The sequence below is a fragment of the Actinomadura keratinilytica genome, from assembly GCF_039539665.1.
In the GTDB taxonomy this organism is placed as follows: Bacteria; Actinomycetota; Actinomycetes; order Streptosporangiales; family Streptosporangiaceae; genus Spirillospora; species Spirillospora keratinilytica.
In genome coordinates, this window is sequence record NZ_BAABDO010000051.1 from 26,767 (window position 1) to 43,241 (window position 16,475).

A 16,475-nucleotide genomic window follows, 5' to 3' on the forward strand; every position below is an offset into this window, starting at 1 on the left:
ATCGTGGCCGCGTCCGCGCCCGCGCGGTATCCGGGGCGCCCCCGAATCGACCCTGAGGGGGGCCTCAGGGGCTCTCAGGGTGCCGCCCGGATGCGTCCGGTCCGCCCGGCGTGTGACGATCGACGTGTGGAGGACGCGGAACCGACGACGGGCGGTGGGACGCCGGGCGAACCGTCCGGCCCGCCGCGGCTGGAGCGGCGCCCCGACGGGGCGCTGCTGGCCGGGGTGTGCCGGGGCCTGGCCGCGCACCTGGGGATCGACCCGGTCATCGTCCGGTCCGCGTTCGTGCTGCTGACGGTCGCCAGCGGCCTCGGCATCGCCGTCTACTGGGTGTTCTGGCTGGTGGTGCCGCCCGCGGAGGACTCGACCCGCACGGCCCGCCGCGACTGGGTGCAGCTGCTGGCCTACGGGGCGGTGGCGATCGGCCTGTCCGCGCTGACCTGGGGCGCCGGGGCGGCCCGGGCGGCGCTGTGGCCGCTGATCGCCGGGGGCGTCGGCGTGGCGGTGCTGTGGCAGCAGGCCGACCGCGGCCAGCGGCAGCGCTGGGTGGTGCCGCTGCGGCAGCGGTGGCTGCGCAGCCTGTTCGGCCTGGCGCTGGTGGTCGGCGGCATCGGCGGGTTCGTCGCCCAGCGCGTCGACCCGGGCGAGGCCCGCGCCGTCCTGATCGCCACCCTGATCATCCTGACCGGCGTCGCGGTCATCGCCACCCCGTGGGTGGTGCGGCTCTGGCAGGACCTGGACGCCGAACGGCACGAGCGCATCCGCTCCCAGGAACGCGCCGAGCTCGCCGCGCACATCCACGACTCGGTGCTGCACACCCTGACGCTGATCCAGCGCAACGCGCACGACCCGCGCGAGGTGCAGCGGCTGGCCCGCTCCCAGGAGCGCACCCTGCGCGCCTGGCTCTACCAGCCGCGCTCCGACCCCGACCGCACGTTCGCCGCGGCGATCCGCGAACTGGCCGGGGAGGTCGAGGACGACCACGGCGTCCCCATCGAGGTGGTCTGCGTGGGCGACACGGCACTGGACGAACGGCTCGGCGCCGCGCTGCAGGCCGCCCGGGAGGCGATGGTGAACGCGGCCAAGTACGCCGAGGCGCCGTCGGTGTCGGTGTACGGGGAGGTCGAGGGCGACGAGGTGGCCATCTTCGTCCGCGACCGCGGCAAGGGGTTCGACCTGGACGCCATCCCCGAGGACCGGATGGGCGTGCGGCAGTCCATCATCGGACGTATGGAGCGCAACGGGGGACGCGCCACCGTCCGCACGGCGCCGGGCGAGGGCACCGAGGTACGACTGGAGATCAAGAAGTCATGACGCGGGTAGTCCTGGTCGACGACCACCAGATGTTCCGCACCGGTGTGAAGGCCGAGCTGGGCGACGCCGTGGAGGTCGTGGGGGAGGCCGGGGACGTCGACGAGGCGGTCTCGGTCATCCGCGCGACCAGACCGGACGTGGTGCTGCTGGACGTGCACCTGCCCGGGGGCGGCGGCATCGAGGTGCTGCGGCGGCTGCACGGGTCGGTGCCGTCCCGGTTCCTGGCGCTGTCGGTGTCGGACGCCGCCGAGGACGTGATCGGCGTGGTGCGGGGCGGCGCCCGCGGCTACGTCACCAAGACGATCTCCGGCCCGGAGCTGACCGACGCGATCGCCCGGGTGGCCGAGGGGGACGCGGTGTTCTCCCCCCGGCTGGCCGGTTTCGTGCTGGACGCGTTCGCCGCCACCGACGTGCCCGCCGTCGACCCCGAGCTGGACCGGCTCACCCAGCGCGAGCGGGAGGTGCTCCGGCTGATCGCCCGCGGCTACGCCTACAAGGAGATCGCCAAGGAGCTGTTCATCTCGGTCAAGACGGTCGAGACCCACGTGTCGAGCGTGCTGCGCAAGCTCCAGCTGTCCAACCGGCACGAGCTGTCCCGCTGGGCCGCCGCCCGCCGCCTCGTCTGAGCCGGGGTCAGCCCGCCAGCTCGCCGAGCAGCCGCCACGTGCGGGCCCGGGCGTCCTCTCCCACCAGGTTCGTCTGGGTGAACACCACCTCGGTGGCGCCGGCGTCGAAGTAGCGCCGGACCGCGGCCGCCACCGCCTTCTCGTCGCCGATCTCGACCAGGTCCGCCGCCTTTGCCTTGCCCTCCAGCGCGATGACCCGCTGGTAGGACGGGACCCGGTCGTAGAGCGACATGGCCTGGGCGGCGGCCTCGCGGGCCGCGTCCACGTCGTCGGTCACCACGCCGGCCACGAACGCGACGACCCGCGGCGCCGGGCGGCCCGCCCGCTCCGCCGCCGCCGTGATCGCCGGGACGATGTGCTCGCCCAGGGCGCGCGGGCCGGCCAGGAACGGCAGCGTCCCGTCGGCCAGCTCCCCGGTGACGCGCAGCGCCTGCGGCCCCATGGCCGCGACCAGTACCGGCACGGACGGCTCCGCCCCGGGCACGCCCGTGGGCATCGGCGGGGCCGCGGTGACCGTCTCGCCCCGGAAATCGGCGCCGCCGGTGTCCAGCAGCGACCGCAGCGCCGTCAGGAACTCGCGCAGCCGGGCCACCGGCCGGTCGTAGGGGACGCCGAACACCGGCTCCACGAACGACCGCGCCCCGAGCCCCAGCCCGAGCTGGAAGGACCCGTGCGCGGCGGCCTGCGCGGTCTGCGCCTGACCGGCGATCAGGATGGGATGGCGGGCGAAGATCGGCACCACGGACGTCCCGACCGCCAGGCCGGGCACCTCCCGGCCGACCAGCCCCGCGACGCCGATGGCGTCGTAGGAGAACTGCTGGGCGAACCAGGCCGACCGCAGACCGGCCGCTTGGGCCTCCTTCGCCTTCGCCACCACATCGTCGACAAGGTTCCCGGACGCGGGGGAGTGCAGCACAACACCGATCGTCATGGCAGCCGTCAACCCCGGCCCGTATCCGGATATTCCCTATCGCGGAATGGGCGGCCGTCGTGGCCGGGACCGGTCAGTGCGCGCTGGGCAGGCGGGCCGGGCAGCCCGGCTCGCAGTGCCCGGCGTGCCAGGCCAGGCGCCGGGCGAACGAGGCCATCATCCACCGCATGACGGTGCGCGCGATCGCCCCCGTGATCCGGTTGCGCGGCTCGAACACCGCGCGCCAGCGGACGAGCGTGTACGGGCCGCTGGGCTCCAGCGTCACATCGGCCCGGTAGCCCCGCAGCGGCATCCACGACGCCATGACGTAGGCGTAGTGCCGGGGCGGGTCGTAGACCACGACCTTCTCCCGCGCGAATCCGATCTTCCTGACGGCGCCCACGCCGTTGGGCACCTCGTCGCCCTCGCGGACCCGTGTCGCGGCCGGGAACCGGCCCCACTCGTTCCACGCCTCCGCCACGCTGAGGTGCTTGAAGATCGCCTCGGCGGCCGCGGTGGACGTGGCGGTGGCCTCGACCTCGTACTGCATGCGCCCTCCCGTCACAAGGACAGGATGGACGCGAGCAGGCGTTCCTGGAAGGCCGTCACATCGCTGCCGACGGCCACCCGGACCGGGCGCCGGTCGTCGTCGGCGGGCAGCGACCGGGCGTCCCACACGGTCGTGCCCCGGGTCAGCTCGCCGCGCAGCTCCACCCGCACCGGCCGCTCGGCGTACTCGCCGAGTTCCGGGTCGACCGCCAGCATGGCGGCCAGCGCGTCGTGGATGACCGCGCCCCGCCGCTTGAGCGTCGGCGTGTAGGCCGCCACATAGAAATCGAGGATCTTGGCGGCGAACCGGGCCGCCTCCGAGTCGTGCGCCGACAACCGGTCCAGCCAGGCGTCGCCGACCGCGGTGGGGTGCGTGGCGTCCAGCGGGACCAGCACCATCGGCCAGTCCGCGGCGAACACCAGATCGGCGGCCTCGGGGTCGTGCCAGATGTTGGCCTCGGCGTGCGTGGTGACGTTGCCCGGGTGGTCGAACGCGCCGCCCATGATGACCACCTCGCGCACCAGCGCCGGCAGCTGCGGGTCGAGCAGCAGGGCCGCGCCCAGGTTGGTCAGCGGGCCGGTGGCCAGCAGCGTCAGCTCGCCGGGCCGCGACCGGGCCAGCCGCACGATCTGCGCCGCCGCCGCCTCGTCCACCGGCCGCCCCGCCGGGTCGGGCAGCCCGGTGTCGCCCAGCCCGTCGGTGCCGTGCCAGTCCAGCGCGTAGTGCACGTCCTGCGCCATGGGACGGGCCGCGCCCACCGCCACCGGCACCCCGTGCAGGCCCGCCAGCTCCAGCACCCGCAGCGAGTTCAGGGCGCCGGACTCCGGGTCGACGTTGCCGTGCACGGTGCCCACGCCCACCAGCTCCGCCTTCCCCTCGCGCACGAGGGACGCCAGGTAGAGCAGGGTGATCGCGTCGTCGATGCCGGTGTCGCAGTCGAACAGGATGGCGGCCACGGAACTCCTCGGGGGTCGGGCGGGTCGGGAGGTCGGTCAGGCGGTGGGGTCAGGAGGTGTCCACCACCTGGAAGGACTCGGCCAGGCGGCCGTCCGGAAGGCCCGCGGCGGCCGCGTTGGCGCCCAGCCAGCCGCGCAGCTCCTCGGCGAGGCCGTCGCCTAGGTGCGCGGTCTGGGAGGCGTGGGACTTCAACGCCGCCAGCTTACGGTCGAAGTCGTCGGTGACGTCCACGTAGTGGTTGACGGCGGGGCCGCCGGTCAGCCACACCTCCCGCACCGTCCACGCCTCCAGGCCCTCGTCGGCCAGCAGCTCGGGGAAGGCGTAGGGGTTGCGCGCGTCGGGGTACACCGCGTCGAGGGCGGCGGCGCCCACCGCGCGGTGGTCGGGGTGGCTGGGGTGGATCCGCTCGTAGTTGCGTTCCGGGCTGGGCATGACGACGCGGTCGGGCCGCACCTGGCGGATCACCCGCGCGATGTCGCGGCGCAGCCCGAGCGTCGGCTCCAGCATCCCGTCGGGGTAGCCGAGGAACCGCACGTCGTCGACGCCGACGCAGGCCGCCGCGGCGCGCTGCTCGTCGCGGCGCAGCGCCCCCATCTGCGCGCGGGTCATGCCGTCGTCGAACCCCCCGGCGTCGCCGTCGGTGACGATCAGGTACGTCACCGCGATGCCGCGGGCGGTCCAGCCGGCGACCGTCCCGGCCGCACCGAAGTCGACGTCGTCCGGATGCGCCATCACCGCCAGGACGCGCCGTACCGCACTGTCGTCCAGCACATTCGCCACAAGATCACCCTAACCGGAGGTCGCCTGCCTGCCGCCATGGTCGCCGGCCGGACCTGGGAGGCGCCGGCCCGCAGGGGTAAGGAACCGCACATGCGCAAACTCATCAACGCCCCGGCGGACGTGGTCGCCGACGCGCTGCGCGGCCTGGCCGCCGCGCACCCGTCGCTCCGGGTGGACCCGGAGGGCAGGACGGTCGTGCGGGCCGACGCGCCGCGCCCCGGGAAGGTCGCGCTGGTGTCGGGCGGCGGTTCCGGCCACGAGCCGATGCACATCGGGTTCGTCGGGCGCGGCATGCTCGACGCGGCGGCGCCGGGGGAGGTGTTCACCTCGCCGGTGCCCGACCAGATCCTCGCCGCCACCCTCGCCGCGGACGGCGGCGCGGGCGTGCTGCACGTCGTCGCCAACTACACCGGCGACGTGCTCAACTTCCGGGTGGCCGCCGAGCTGGCCGAGGAGGAGGGCGTCGAGGTCGCCGCGGTGCGGGTGGACGACGACGTCGCCGTGACCGACGGCAGGCGCACCGCCGGGCGGCGCGGCACCGGCGGCATCCTGTTCGTCGAGAAGATCGCCGGGGCGCTGGCCGAGGAGGGCGCCCGCCTGGCGCGGGTCGCGGACGTGGCGCGGGAGGTCGACGAGCGCACCCGCTCGTTCGGGGTGGCGCTGTCGTCGTGCACGGTGCCCGTCGTCGGGGAGCCCACGTTCCGGCTCGGCGAGGACGAGATCGAGCTGGGCATCGGCGTGCACGGCGAGCCCGGCCGCGAGCGCACCGCCAGGATGCCGGCCGCCGGGATCGTGGACGCCGCGCTCACCGCGATCGACGCGGACGTGCCGCTGCGCGGCGCCGAGGTGCTGCTGCTGGTCAACGGCATGGGCGGCACCCCGCTGATGGAGCAGTACATCGCCTGCGGGGAGGCGGCCGAGTGGCTGCGGCGGCACGGCGCCACCGTGGCGCGGTGCCTGGTCGGCCCGTTCGTCACCAGCCTGGAGATGGCCGGCTGCATGATCACGGTGTGCCGCCTCACCCCCGAGCTGACCCGGCTGTGGGACGCGCCCGTCGAGACCCCCGCCCTGAGGTGGGGCCGGTGAACATCCTGGACTGGGTGCGCCGGTCGGCCGAGCTGATCGCGGCGGAGGCCGAGCGGCTGTCCCGGCTGGACGCGGCGATCGGCGACGGCGACCACGGCCACAACCTCGACCGCGGGTTCGCCGCGGCGGTGGAGGCGCTGCCGGAGCACGCCACGCCCGGCCGCGCGCTGGTCGTGGCGGGCCGGACGATCGTGTCCACGACCGGCGGGGTGTCCGGCCCGCTGTACGGGATGGCGGTGCGCCGGGCGGGCAAGGAGCTGGGCGACGCGGTGGAGGTGGACGCGGTCCGGCTGGGCGCCGCGCTGCGGGGCGCGCTGGAGACCGTCCAGGAGCTGGGCGAGGCCGAGGAGGGCGAGAAGACGATGGTGGACGCGCTGGCCCCCGCCGTCGCCGCCTACGAGCGGGCCCTGGCCGCCGGGGGCGACCTGGCGGAGTGCACGCGGGCCGCGGCGGACGCGGCCGAACGCGGCGCGCAGGCCACCGTGCCGATGCAGGCCCGCAAGGGCCGGGCCAGCTATCTGGGCAAGCGCAGCATCGGGCACCTGGACCCGGGCGCCGTGTCCACCGCCCTCCTCATCCGGGCGCTCGCCGACCTGGCGTCCGAGGACGCCTGAGGGGGCCGGGATGGTGGGCATCGTGGTGATCGCGCACAGCCGGAAGCTGGCCGAGGGCGTCGCCGAGGTGGCGCGGGCGATGGGCGTCGGCAAGGCCGTCGTGGAGCCCGCCGGCGGGGACGACCACGGCGGCCTGGGCACCAGCATGGAGCGGCTCGAACGGGCGGTGCGCACGGCCGACGGCGGCGACGGCGTGGTGGTGCTGGCCGACCTCGGCAGCTCGGTGCTGACGGCCAAGGTGTTCGCCGCGGCCGCCGGGACCGGCGTCGTCCTCGTCGACGCGCCGCTGGTGGAGGGCGCCGTCGCCGCCGCGTCGATGGCCGCCGCCGGGGCGGACCTGCGCGCGGTCGTCCGGGCGGCCGAGGCCGCCCGCGGGCACCGCAAGACCTGACCGCACGGCCCTGACCGCACGGCCCGGCCGCACGGCCCGGCCGCCGGGGCGGGCGCGGTCCGCCCGGCCGCCGCCGGACCCGGCGAAAAGACGAGAACGTCGGGCGGGCGCCGTACACTCGCACATGATGTCGAACACGCATGCCAATCCCCTGCTTGACGGCCTGAACCCGCAGCAGCGCGCCGCGGTCGTGCACTCCGGGAGCCCGCTGCTGATCGTCGCGGGCGCCGGGTCGGGCAAGACGCGCGTGCTCACCCACCGCGTCGCCCACCTGCTGGCCGAGCGGGACGTGCATCCCGGGCAGATCCTGGCGATCACGTTCACCAACAAGGCCGCCGCGGAGATGCGCGAACGCGTGTCGGCGCTGGTGGGGCCGCGGGCCAACGCGATGTGGGTGATGACCTTCCACTCGGCGTGCGTGCGGATCCTGCGCCGCGAGGCCAAGCGGCTCGGCTTCCCCTCCGGCTTCTCGATCTACGACCAGGCCGACGCGCAGCGGCTGATGGCCCTGGTCTGCCGCGAGCTCGACCTGGACCCCAAGCGCTACCCGCCCCGCTCGTTCAGCGCCCAGGTGTCCAACCTGAAGAACGAGCTGATCGACTACGAGACGTTCAAGGCCCGGGCCGGCACGCACATGGAGCAGACGCTGGCCGAGGCCTACGAGATGTACCAGGCGCGGCTGCAGCAGGCCGGCGCCATGGACTTCGACGACCTGATCATGCTGACGGTCAACCTGCTGCAGGCGTTCCCGGAGGTCGCCGAGCACTACCGCCGCCGGTTCCGGCATGTGCTGGTCGACGAGTACCAGGACACCAACCACGCCCAGTACGAGCTGGTGCGCGAGCTGACCGCCCCCATCGCCGCCCCCGAGGGGGCGTCCGCCGACGGCGGGCACGACGGGCTCGGCCCGGCCGAGCTGTGCGTGGTGGGCGACGCCGACCAGTCGATCTACGCCTTCCGCGGCGCCACCATCCGCAACATCCTGGAGTTCGAGCGCGACTACCCGAACGCCACCACGATCCTGCTGGAGCAGAACTACCGCTCCACCCAGACCATCCTGTCGGCGGCCAACGCGGTGATCGAGCGCAACGCCGACCGCAAGCCCAAGAAGCTGTGGTCCGACCAGGGCGAGGGCGACCCGATCGTCGGCTACGTGGCCGACAACGAGCACGACGAGGCCGCGTTCGTCGCGCAGGAGGTCGACCGGCTCACCGACGCGGGCGACGCCCGCCCCGGCGACGTGGCGGTGTTCTACCGCACCAACGCCCAGTCGCGCGTGTTCGAAGAGGTGTTCATCCGCGTCGGCCTGCCCTACAAGGTCGTCGGCGGCGTCCGCTTCTACGAGCGCAAGGAGGTCCGCGACCTGCTGGCCTACCTGCGCGTCCTGGTCAACCCCGAGGACACCGTCTCGCTGCGGCGCATCCTGAACGTGCCCAAGCGCGGCATCGGCGACCGCGCCGAGGCCTGCGTCGAGGCGTACGCCTCCCGCGAGCGCATCTCGTTCTGGCAGGCGCTGCGCCGCCCCGAGGACGTGCCGGGCATGGCCACCCGCTCGGCCAACGCCGTCCGCGAGTTCGTGGCGCTGCTGGAGGAGCTGCGCGGCGAGCTGCCCGACCGCACCCCGGCCGAGATGATCGAGTCGGTGCTGCGCAAGAGCGGCTACCTGGCCGAGCTGCAGGCGTCCAAGGACCCCCAGGACGAGACCCGCGTGGAGAACCTGCACGAGCTGGAGGCCGTCGCCCGCGAGTTCGAGGACCGGCTGGACGGCGAGTCCGCCGAGGGGCGCCTGGTCGACTTCCTGGAGCAGGTGGCGCTCGTCGCCGACGCCGACTCCATCCCCGGCGGCGCCAAGAGCGCCCCGCTGCCGCCCGCCGAGCGGCCCGAGGAGGGCGACCAGGGCGTCGTCACCCTGATGACCCTGCACACCGCCAAGGGCCTGGAGTTCCCGGTGGTGTTCCTCACCGGCATGGAGGACGGAGTCTTCCCGCACCTGCGCGCCATGAGCAACCCCAAGGAGCTCGAGGAGGAGCGCCGCCTCGCCTACGTCGGCATCACGCGCGCCCGCCGGCGCCTGTACCTGACGCGGGCGGCGATGCGCAGCTCATGGGGCGCACCGCAGGTCAACCCGGCGTCGCGGTTCCTGTCCGAGGTGCCGGCGAACCTGGTGCGGTGGGAGCGCACGGCGTCGTCCCCCGCGTCTTCGTCGCCGGCGTCGGCGGCGGCCCGTTCCGGCGCGCGGTCGGCGGGCAACCGCGCCGTCCCGTCGCTGTCCCCGGGCGACAAGGTCACCCACGACTCGTTCGGGCTCGGCACGGTCGTCTCGGTGGACGGCGCGGGCGAGCGGGCCGCGGCCAGCATCGACTTCGGCGGCCAGTACGGGGTCAAGCGCCTCGTCCTGCGCTACGCCCCCGTCGAGAAGCTCTAGCCCCCGGCGCGCCGGTCCGCGGCGGCAGGGCCCGAGCGCGTGGCGATCACGTGCACGCGGCCGGGATCAGGCCGTGGCGGGGCGGCGCAGCAGCAGGTTGACGGCGACCAGGTCGAGCACGGTGCGGTCGTCCTCGGTGAGCAGCTCGCCCCGGGTGCGGACGATCCCGCGGTCGGGCTTGGACCGCGACGGCCGGGCCTCCAGGACGGTGGCGCGCAGCCGCACCGTGTCGCCGGGACGCAGCGGCGAGGGCCAGCGGAGCTCGTCCAGACCGGGGGAGGCGAGGCTCGCCACCCGGGACAGGTAGTGGTCGGCGAACATCCGCATGAAGATCCCGCCGCTGTGCCAGCCGCTGGCGATCAGGCCGCCGAACGGCCCGCCGGCCGCGTACTCGGGGTCCACGTGGATCGGCTGCGGGTCGAAGCGTTCGGCGAACTCCAGAATCTCCGCCTCGCTCACCGTCACGGTGCCGTACTCGTACACCGAGCCCGGCACGTAGTCCTCGAAATAGCGGTCGTCGATCGGTGTGGAGAAGTCTCCGTTCAGCGGCTTGGTCATGGCTACAAGAATGCCGTTCGGCGGCCGGGTGCGGCGAGGGGCTCCGGCCGCTCGGCCGGCGGCGCCCGCTCGGCCGGGCTGAGCGGGGCGTCCGCCGCCCGGCCCCTACGCTCATGGAGTGCGCATCGACCTCGTCACGATCGTGGTGGACGACTACGACCGGGCCATCGGGTTCTTCACCCGCGCTCTGGGATTCGAGCTGGTCGAGGACGCGCCGTCGCTGACCGGCGACGGCCGTCCCAAACGGTGGGTGGTCGTGCGGCCGCCCGGTGCCGCGACCGCCGTCCTGCTCGCCCGTGCCGACGGCGACCGCCAGGCCGCCGCCGTCGGAAACCAGACCGGCGGCCGCGTCGGCTTCTTCCTCCGGGTGGACGACTTCGACGCCGCCTACGCGCGCATGACGGCCGCCGGCGTCGAGTTCGTCAGGCCTCCCCGCACCGAGCCCTACGGCCGTGTCGCGGTCTTCAAGGACATCGCCGGCAACCTGTGGGACCTGCTCGGCCCCGCCTGACGGCACCGCCCCGGCGGCCGCCAGGCCCCGATGAAGGCGGCTTCGCCCTAAACGGCCGCGGAACGTTCCGTCAGGTGGCGGGCGGCACGGGCAGGGGGCGCTCCAGGGCCGTGAGGGTCAGCAGCACCAGGGAGGCCGTCCAGCCCAGGGGCGCCACACCGGCGGGGCGGCCCTTGGCGTCCACCTTCTCCGGCAGGGCGCCCAGCGACGTGCGGTGCCGGGCCAGCCAGTCCAGGCGGGCCCGCGCCTCCTGGGCGCGGCCCGACGACGCGGCGGCCAACGCGAACATCGCCATCTCCGGGGTCCACGCCACGGTCCGGTTGCCCGCCCACTTCTCGCCCGGCAGCACTCCGCCGTTGGACAGCGTGAGCCGCCGGGCCGCGTTCAGCACCGCCGCGCTCACCCCCGGGTCCTGCGGGGCGAACGGGGGAGCGACGAATGTCACAGAGGTGTCCATGCGGCCGCCCCGTATCGGGGAACGCGGATAGCCGTAGGGGGCGAAATGCCGCGCCACCGCGTTCGACAGCCGCAGCGAGGCGTTCCGCCAGTGCGACGCCCGCGCCGGGTCGCCGCGATCGCGCGCCAGGTCGGCCGCCGCGCGCAGGCCCGCCAGCACCGGCCCCACGACGCCCAGGGTGGGGCGGTCCGGGTCCTGCTCGGTGTCGGGCGAACGCTCGAAGTAGTCCGACGACGGCGGCGGAAGCCCCGTGGAGTCCAGCGAGGAGGCCAGCTGGTCGGCGGCGCGCACCACCATCGGCCACAGCTCCGGCAGCCGCCCGGCCCCGGCCGGGTCGTGGGTGTGGACGAGCCAGCTCGCCCACACCACCCAGCCCAGCGCGTCGAGCTGCGGGGCGCGGCCGTCGATCACCGCGCTGCCGTCGGGGTGGTAGCGGGCCGCCCACCGGCCCTCGTCCGTCTGCACCCGCTCCAGGAACCGCAGCACCCGCCGCGCCTCCGGCATGTGCCCGGTGACGGCGAACGCCGCCGCCGCGAACGCCGCGTCCCGGGGCCAGGCGTACCGCCACGCCCCGTACCACGACGCCAGCGACGCCCCGTTGGGACGGGTCAGCAGGCGCAGGTCGAGCAGCGCCCGTTCGGCCATCTCCCGGTCGGCCGGGGTCCGCCCCGGAACCGTGCCGCGCGCCAGCCAGTGGCTGTCGGACCGCACCGCCTGGCGCACCCGCGGATCGTCCGCCGGAACCGTGATCGCCTTCTCGGCGCCGAACGGCACCAACCGCACCCGCCCGTCGCCCAGCCGCACCACCGAGCTGCCCGGCAGGTACGCGGCGCCCTCCTTCTCGTCGGCGTCCAGCGGCACCCCGGCGAACGGCCAACCGCCGCCGCCCACCAGCCCCGGGCTGTCCCACCCGGGTCCGCCGCCGCTGGGCATCCGCGCGCCGCACGTGGCCGCCAGACCGGCGACGAGAAGCAGCGCCACAGCGCGTCGCACCCTGCGCGGACCGCCGTCGCGCGCGGCCCCCACCCGGTCCTCGGCCACCGCCCGTTCTCCCCCTCTTCACCCCGCATTGCGCAAGGCGCAGACAAGTACATCAAAGGGCGTGCCGTGCTTCCTCCTCCTGCAGGTCAAAGACGACATCATTCTCAGGTGCCGTTTCGGTAGCGTCGGCGATGCCGGTCACACTCCGGGGGCCGGTGAGACCGGACATCGTTCTCTCACGTCACACGCGGGCGGGGATCCCGCGCCGAGCCTTCACCCCTGGCGTCCGGTCACTCCTGGTAAGGGGCTAGGCTGCATCGACGGAGCGGACCGCAGGGTGTGGCGGCCCCACGGACCCCCGTGTTGCACACCCCCCACTCGCGCGGTCATCAGCTGTCGATCCGTTACAAGGGACGCCTCGTGGACCTGTTCGAACATCAGGCGAAAGAACTCTTCGCCGAGTACGGGGTACCGGTGCCTACCGGCAAGGTCGCCCATACTCCCCAGGAAGCCCGGGCCGCCGCGGAGGAGCTGTTCGCCGCGGGAAGCTCGAAGGTCGTCGTCAAGGCCCAGGTCAAGACCGGCGGCCGCGGCAAGGCCGGCGGTGTGAAGCTCGCCGACAACGCCGACGAGGCCGAAGCCCTGGCCGGCCAGATCCTCGGCATGGACATCAAGGGCCACACGGTCCACAAGGTCCTGGTCGAGGAGGGCAGCGCGATCGCGCAGGAGTACTACTTCTCCTTCCTGCTCGACCGGGCCAACCGCACCTTCCTGTCGATCTGCTCCGCCGAGGGCGGCATGGAGATCGAGGAGGTCGCCGCGACCAACCCCGACGCCGTGGCCAAGGTGCCGGTGTCGGCGCTGGACGGCGTCGACCGCGCCAAGGCGCTGGAGATCGCCAAGGCGGGCCGGCTGCCGGCCGAGGCGCAGGAGGGCGCCGCCACCCTCATCGAGCGGCTGTGGGCGGTGTTCACCGACGAGGACGCCACCCTGGTCGAGGTCAACCCGATGATCCTCACCACCGACGGCCAGGTGAAGGCGCTCGACGGCAAGGTCACCCTCGACGACAACGCCCGGTTCCGGCAGGCCGAGCACGAGGCCCTGGAGGACAAGGCCGCCACCGACCCGCTGGAGGCGCGCGCCAAGGCCAAGGACCTCAACTACGTCAAGCTGGACGGCACCGTCGGCGTCATCGGCAACGGCGCCGGCCTGGTCATGTCCACGCTGGACGTCGTCGCCTACGCGGGCGAGCGGTTCGGCGGGCAGAAGCCGGCCAACTTCCTGGACATCGGCGGCGGCGCGTCCGCCGAGGTGATGGCCAACGGCCTGGAGATCGTGCTGTCGGACGCCGACGTCAAGGCCGTCTTCGTCAACGTGTTCGGCGGCATCACCGCGTGCGACGCGGTCGCCAACGGCATCGTGTCCGCCTACAAGCTGCTGTCCGAGCGGGGCGAGAGCGTCGACCGGCCGCTGGTGGTCCGGCTCGACGGCAACAACGCCGAACTCGGCCGCAAGATCCTGCGCGACGCGGCGCTGCCCGGCGTCGAGCAGGTGGAGACCATGGACGACGCGGCCCGGCGCGCCGCGGAACTCGCTGCGGCAGGTGCATGAGCATGGCCATCTGGTTGACCGAGAACAGCAAGATCATCGTGCAGGGCATGACCGGCTCGGAGGGCATGAAGCACTCCCGCCGCATGCTCGCCGCGGGCGCCAAGGTCGTCGGCGGCGTCAACGCCCGCAAGGCCGGGCAGAGCGTCGACTTCGACGGCACCACGCTGCCGGTGTTCGGCACCGTCCGCGAGGCCATGGCCGAGACCGGCGCCGACGTGTCGGTGGTGTTCGTCCCGCCGAAGTTCACCAAGGACGCCGTGGTCGAGGCGATCGACGCCGAGATCCCGCTGTGCGTGGTGATCACCGAGGGCATCCCGGTGCACGACACCGCCTACTTCTGGGCCTACGCCGGGTCCAAGGGCAACAAGACCCGCATCATCGGCCCCAACTGCCCGGGCATCGCCTCCCCCGGCAAGTCCAACGCCGGCATCATCCCGGCCGACATCACCTCGCCCGGCCGCATCGGGCTGGTGTCGAAGTCGGGCACGCTGACGTACCAGATGATGTACGAGCTGCGCGACATCGGCTTCTCCACCTGCGTCGGCATCGGCGGCGACCCGGTCATCGGCACCACCCACATCGACGCGCTGCAGGCGTTCCAGGACGACCCCGAGACCGACGCCATCGTGATGATCGGTGAGATCGGCGGGGACGCCGAGGAGCGCGCCGCCGCCTACATCGAGCAGCACATCACCAAGCCGGTCGTCGGCTACGTCGCCGGGTTCACCGCGCCCGAGGGCAAGACGATGGGCCACGCCGGGGCGATCGTGTCCGGCTCGGCGGGCACCGCGCAGGCCAAGAAGGAGGCGCTGGAGAAGGTCGGCGTCCGCGTCGGCAAGACCCCCAGCGAGACCGCCCGCCTGATGCGCGAGATCATGCAGAACCGCTGAGTCTCCGACGAGGCGCGTCGCAGCTTCCGGAAAAGACGCCCGAGCCGCCCGTCCCGGCGGCCCGGGCGTCTTTTCCGTTCCGCGCCCGTTCCCGCGGCGGCGGTTCTGCCGGTGGCGTCCGGCAGGGTGGGCGCCGTGCACCGAGACGACTGCCGGCGGCTCGTCGGGGACGCCCGCGCCGCCGACCCCGACTCCCTCGCCGAACCGCCCGCCGTCCGGGCCGCCGCCGAGAAGTGGGACGAGCTGCACCGGCGCCGCCCGCCCCGCACCTGGGCGCGGTACGAGCAGCACCGCGCCTGAGCCGGGCGGCGGGCGTCCACCGGTCACCAATCCGCAGCAAGGCGACACGCCGGGCGGGTGAGAGGCCCCGGCTGCACGGGCCCCGGGTGCCAGCATTGACGCCGTGAGCGATGTGAGCCCGGACACCAGCGTGACCTCCCCGCCCGCCGAGCAGCCGAGGGCGGCGTCGGCATCCGGCAGGCCGGCCCCGGCCGCCGCCATGTCGCGCCCGCTGTACGTGACGGGCCTGATCGGGGCGCTGTGGTGCATCGGCATCGGGCTCGCCGTGCTCACCACCGTCACGCTCGTCGGGTGGATCGCCGCACCGCGCACGGCGCTGGGCGCCGGCATGCCCGGGGTGTTCCGGACGGCGGTCACGCTCTGGCTGGTGTCCCACCACGCCGGGGTCGCCGTCGAGCACGGCCGCGTCGGGCTGCTGCCGCTCGGCCTGCTCGTCGTCCCGGCCGCGCTGCTGTACCGCAGCGGCGGCTGGATGATCCGGGTCGGCGGCCTGCGGCGCCGCCCGCGCGTCGCCGTGGCGCACGTCGCGGTCGCGCTGGCCGTCCCCTACGCCCTGCTGGCCGGGCTGCTCGCCCTGGCCGCCGGGTCGCCGGTGATCCGCCCGTCCGCCTGGCAGGCCCTGGTCGCCTGCTTCGTCGTCGGCGTGGTCGCGGGCGGGCTGGGCGCGGCGCGGGCCGCCGTCGCCCACTTCGCCGCGGGCCGCCGGGTGCGCTCCGGGCTCGGCGCGCTGCTGCGGCTGCTGCCCGAACGGCCCCGCTCGCTGGTGGTCGGCGCCGCCGGCGCGCTCGCCGTCCTGCTCGCCGCCGGGGCCGTGCTGGCCGGCGTGTCCCTCGCCGTGCACACCGACGAGGCGACCCGGCTGTACGACATGCTCTCCCCGGGCATCGTCGGCGGGGTCCTGCTGCTGATGATCGAGCTGGCGTTCCTGCCGAACGCGGTGATCTGGGGGATGTCCTACGCCGTCGGCCCGGGCTTCTCCGTCGGGGCGGGCACCAGCGTGTCGCCGACCGGGGTGTTCCTGGACGTCATGCCCGCCTTCCCGCCGCTGGCCGCGCTGCCCGAGCCCGGACCGGCGCCGGCGGCGTCCCTGGTGGCGCTGGCCGCCCCGTTCGCCGCGGGCGCCGTCGGCGGGGTGCTCACGGTGCGGTCCATGCCGAGCCGGTCCTACGAGGCGGCGCCGCTGTGGGGGTTCCTGACCGGGGCGCTGGCGGGCCTGGTCGCGGCGCTGCTGGCGGCGCTGTCGGGCGGCCCGATCGGCGGCGGCCGGATGGCCACCGTCGGGCCGTCGCCCTGGCAGGTCGGCCTGCTGGCGGCCCTGGAGATCGGCATCTCGGCGGCGATCGCGGCGTGGACGGCCAACTGGCTGATCCTGCGCCGCCCCGGCGAGGCGTCGTCCGGACGCCCCGGACGGCGCCGCAAGATCCGCGGCACCCGGCGCCCCGGGCGGGTGGTGCGGCGCCTGCCCGAGCCCGCCGCCGCGGCCGAGCAGCCGGAGGCGGTGGAGACGGCGGAGG

General features: G+C 74.5%; 17 protein-coding genes. 11 read left to right on the forward strand and 6 right to left on the reverse strand.

The window, feature by feature from the left end; genetic code table 11:
* The first annotated feature begins 126 nt into the window (after window positions 1-126).
* On the forward strand, window positions 127-1,314 hold the full coding sequence (locus ABD879_RS17485; protein WP_345022503.1) for an ATP-binding protein: 1,188 nt from the start codon (window positions 127-129) through the stop codon (window positions 1,312-1,314).
* Window positions 1,311-1,940, forward strand: coding sequence for a LuxR C-terminal-related transcriptional regulator (locus ABD879_RS17490; protein ID WP_345022504.1), 630 nt, complete (start codon window positions 1,311-1,313; stop codon window positions 1,938-1,940). Before ABD879_RS17485 ends, ABD879_RS17490 begins: the two co-directional genes overlap by 4 nt.
* Before the next feature lie 7 nt (window positions 1,941-1,947).
* Here the strand turns inward: ABD879_RS17490 and ABD879_RS17495 are convergent, their stop codons facing one another.
* From ABD879_RS17495 to ABD879_RS17510, 4 genes are all read right to left on the reverse strand, one after another.
* Window positions 1,948-2,871 carry a TIGR03564 family F420-dependent LLM class oxidoreductase gene (locus ABD879_RS17495; protein WP_345022505.1) on the reverse strand — a complete coding sequence of 308 codons (924 nt, stop codon included), beginning with the start codon at window positions 2,869-2,871 and terminating at the stop codon, window positions 1,948-1,950.
* 73 nt (window positions 2,872-2,944) lie between these two features.
* Window positions 2,945-3,400 carry an SRPBCC family protein gene (locus ABD879_RS17500; RefSeq protein ID WP_345022506.1) on the reverse strand — a complete coding sequence of 152 codons (456 nt, stop codon included), beginning with the start codon at window positions 3,398-3,400 and terminating at the stop codon, window positions 2,945-2,947.
* Window positions 3,401-3,411: 11 nt separating this feature from the next.
* Complete coding sequence (locus tag ABD879_RS17505) at window positions 3,412-4,356, reverse strand: nucleoside hydrolase (RefSeq protein WP_345022507.1); 945 nt, start codon at window positions 4,354-4,356, stop codon at window positions 3,412-3,414.
* 49 nt (window positions 4,357-4,405) lie between these two features.
* On the reverse strand, window positions 4,406-5,128 hold the full coding sequence (locus ABD879_RS17510; protein ID WP_345022520.1) for a PIG-L deacetylase family protein: 723 nt from the start codon (window positions 5,126-5,128) through the stop codon (window positions 4,406-4,408).
* A gap of 99 nt (window positions 5,129-5,227) precedes the next feature.
* On the opposite strand from ABD879_RS17510, the gene dhaK reads away from it, so the two are divergent.
* The 4 genes from dhaK (at window position 5,228) to pcrA (ending at window position 9,653) form a co-directional block, all read left to right on the forward strand.
* On the forward strand, window positions 5,228-6,223 hold the full coding sequence (gene dhaK, locus ABD879_RS17515) for a dihydroxyacetone kinase subunit DhaK (protein WP_345022508.1): 996 nt from the start codon (window positions 5,228-5,230) through the stop codon (window positions 6,221-6,223).
* Window positions 6,220-6,837, forward strand: a complete 618-nt coding sequence (dhaL, locus tag ABD879_RS17520) for a dihydroxyacetone kinase subunit DhaL (protein WP_345022509.1) — start codon at window positions 6,220-6,222, stop codon at window positions 6,835-6,837. Before dhaK ends, dhaL begins: the two co-directional genes overlap by 4 nt.
* Window positions 6,838-6,847: 10 nt before the next feature.
* On the forward strand, window positions 6,848-7,228 hold the full coding sequence (locus ABD879_RS17525; RefSeq protein ID WP_345022510.1) for a PTS-dependent dihydroxyacetone kinase phosphotransferase subunit DhaM: 381 nt from the start codon (window positions 6,848-6,850) through the stop codon (window positions 7,226-7,228).
* 127 nt (window positions 7,229-7,355) lie between these two features.
* Complete coding sequence (gene pcrA / locus ABD879_RS17530; RefSeq protein ID WP_345022511.1) at window positions 7,356-9,653, forward strand: DNA helicase PcrA; 2,298 nt, start codon at window positions 7,356-7,358, stop codon at window positions 9,651-9,653.
* Between the two features lie 66 nt (window positions 9,654-9,719).
* On the opposite strand, the gene ABD879_RS17535 is transcribed toward pcrA, so the two are convergent.
* On the reverse strand, window positions 9,720-10,211 hold the full coding sequence (locus tag ABD879_RS17535; protein WP_345022512.1) for a MaoC family dehydratase: 492 nt from the start codon (window positions 10,209-10,211) through the stop codon (window positions 9,720-9,722).
* 118 nt (window positions 10,212-10,329) lie between these two features.
* Between ABD879_RS17535 and ABD879_RS17540 the strand changes: the two genes are divergently transcribed.
* The gene (locus ABD879_RS17540) at window positions 10,330-10,722 is read left to right on the forward strand and encodes a VOC family protein (RefSeq protein WP_345022513.1); all 393 of its coding nucleotides are present in this window, start codon (window positions 10,330-10,332) and stop codon (window positions 10,720-10,722) included.
* Window positions 10,723-10,792: 70 nt separating this feature from the next.
* On the opposite strand, the gene ABD879_RS17545 is transcribed toward ABD879_RS17540, so the two are convergent.
* The gene (locus ABD879_RS17545; RefSeq protein ID WP_345022514.1) at window positions 10,793-12,160 is read right to left on the reverse strand and encodes a glycoside hydrolase family 15 protein; all 1,368 of its coding nucleotides are present in this window, start codon (window positions 12,158-12,160) and stop codon (window positions 10,793-10,795) included.
* 420 nt (window positions 12,161-12,580) lie between these two features.
* Here ABD879_RS17545 and sucC point away from each other — a divergent pair, with 420 nt between their 5' ends.
* The 4 genes from sucC to ABD879_RS17565 all read left to right on the forward strand — a co-directional run.
* Window positions 12,581-13,771: an ADP-forming succinate--CoA ligase subunit beta gene (gene sucC, locus ABD879_RS17550; protein ID WP_345022515.1), complete on the forward strand. Its 1,191-nt coding sequence runs from the start codon at window positions 12,581-12,583 to the stop codon at window positions 13,769-13,771.
* Window positions 13,772-13,773: 2 nt separating this feature from the next.
* Complete coding sequence (gene sucD, locus ABD879_RS17555) at window positions 13,774-14,661, forward strand: succinate--CoA ligase subunit alpha (RefSeq protein WP_345022516.1); 888 nt, start codon at window positions 13,774-13,776, stop codon at window positions 14,659-14,661.
* Window positions 14,662-14,796: 135 nt separating this feature from the next.
* The gene (locus ABD879_RS17560; protein ID WP_345022517.1) at window positions 14,797-14,961 is read left to right on the forward strand and encodes a hypothetical protein; all 165 of its coding nucleotides are present in this window, start codon (window positions 14,797-14,799) and stop codon (window positions 14,959-14,961) included.
* Window positions 14,962-15,064: 103 nt separating this feature from the next.
* On the forward strand, window positions 15,065-16,475 hold a 1,411-nt coding region (locus tag ABD879_RS17565; protein WP_345022518.1), incomplete at its 3' end, for a cell division protein PerM.

Excerpts from the sequence above, each read along its gene's own strand:
- ABD879_RS17490 (WP_345022504.1), top strand. The coding sequence starts at position 1,311 with ATGACGCGGGTAGTCCTGGTCGACGACCACCAGATGTTCCGCACCGGT.
- ABD879_RS17495 (WP_345022505.1), bottom strand. The coding sequence starts at position 2,871 with ATGACGATCGGTGTTGTGCTGCACTCCCCCGCGTCCGGGAACCTTGTC.
- ABD879_RS17500 (WP_345022506.1), bottom strand. The coding sequence starts at position 3,400 with ATGCAGTACGAGGTCGAGGCCACCGCCACGTCCACCGCGGCCGCCGAG.
- dhaK (WP_345022508.1), top strand. The coding sequence starts at position 5,228 with ATGCGCAAACTCATCAACGCCCCGGCGGACGTGGTCGCCGACGCGCTG.
- ABD879_RS17525 (WP_345022510.1), top strand. The coding sequence starts at position 6,848 with ATGGTGGGCATCGTGGTGATCGCGCACAGCCGGAAGCTGGCCGAGGGC.
- pcrA (WP_345022511.1), top strand. The coding sequence starts at position 7,356 with ATGTCGAACACGCATGCCAATCCCCTGCTTGACGGCCTGAACCCGCAG.
- ABD879_RS17535 (WP_345022512.1), bottom strand. The coding sequence starts at position 10,211 with ATGACCAAGCCGCTGAACGGAGACTTCTCCACACCGATCGACGACCGC.
- sucD (WP_345022516.1), top strand. The coding sequence starts at position 13,774 with ATGGCCATCTGGTTGACCGAGAACAGCAAGATCATCGTGCAGGGCATG.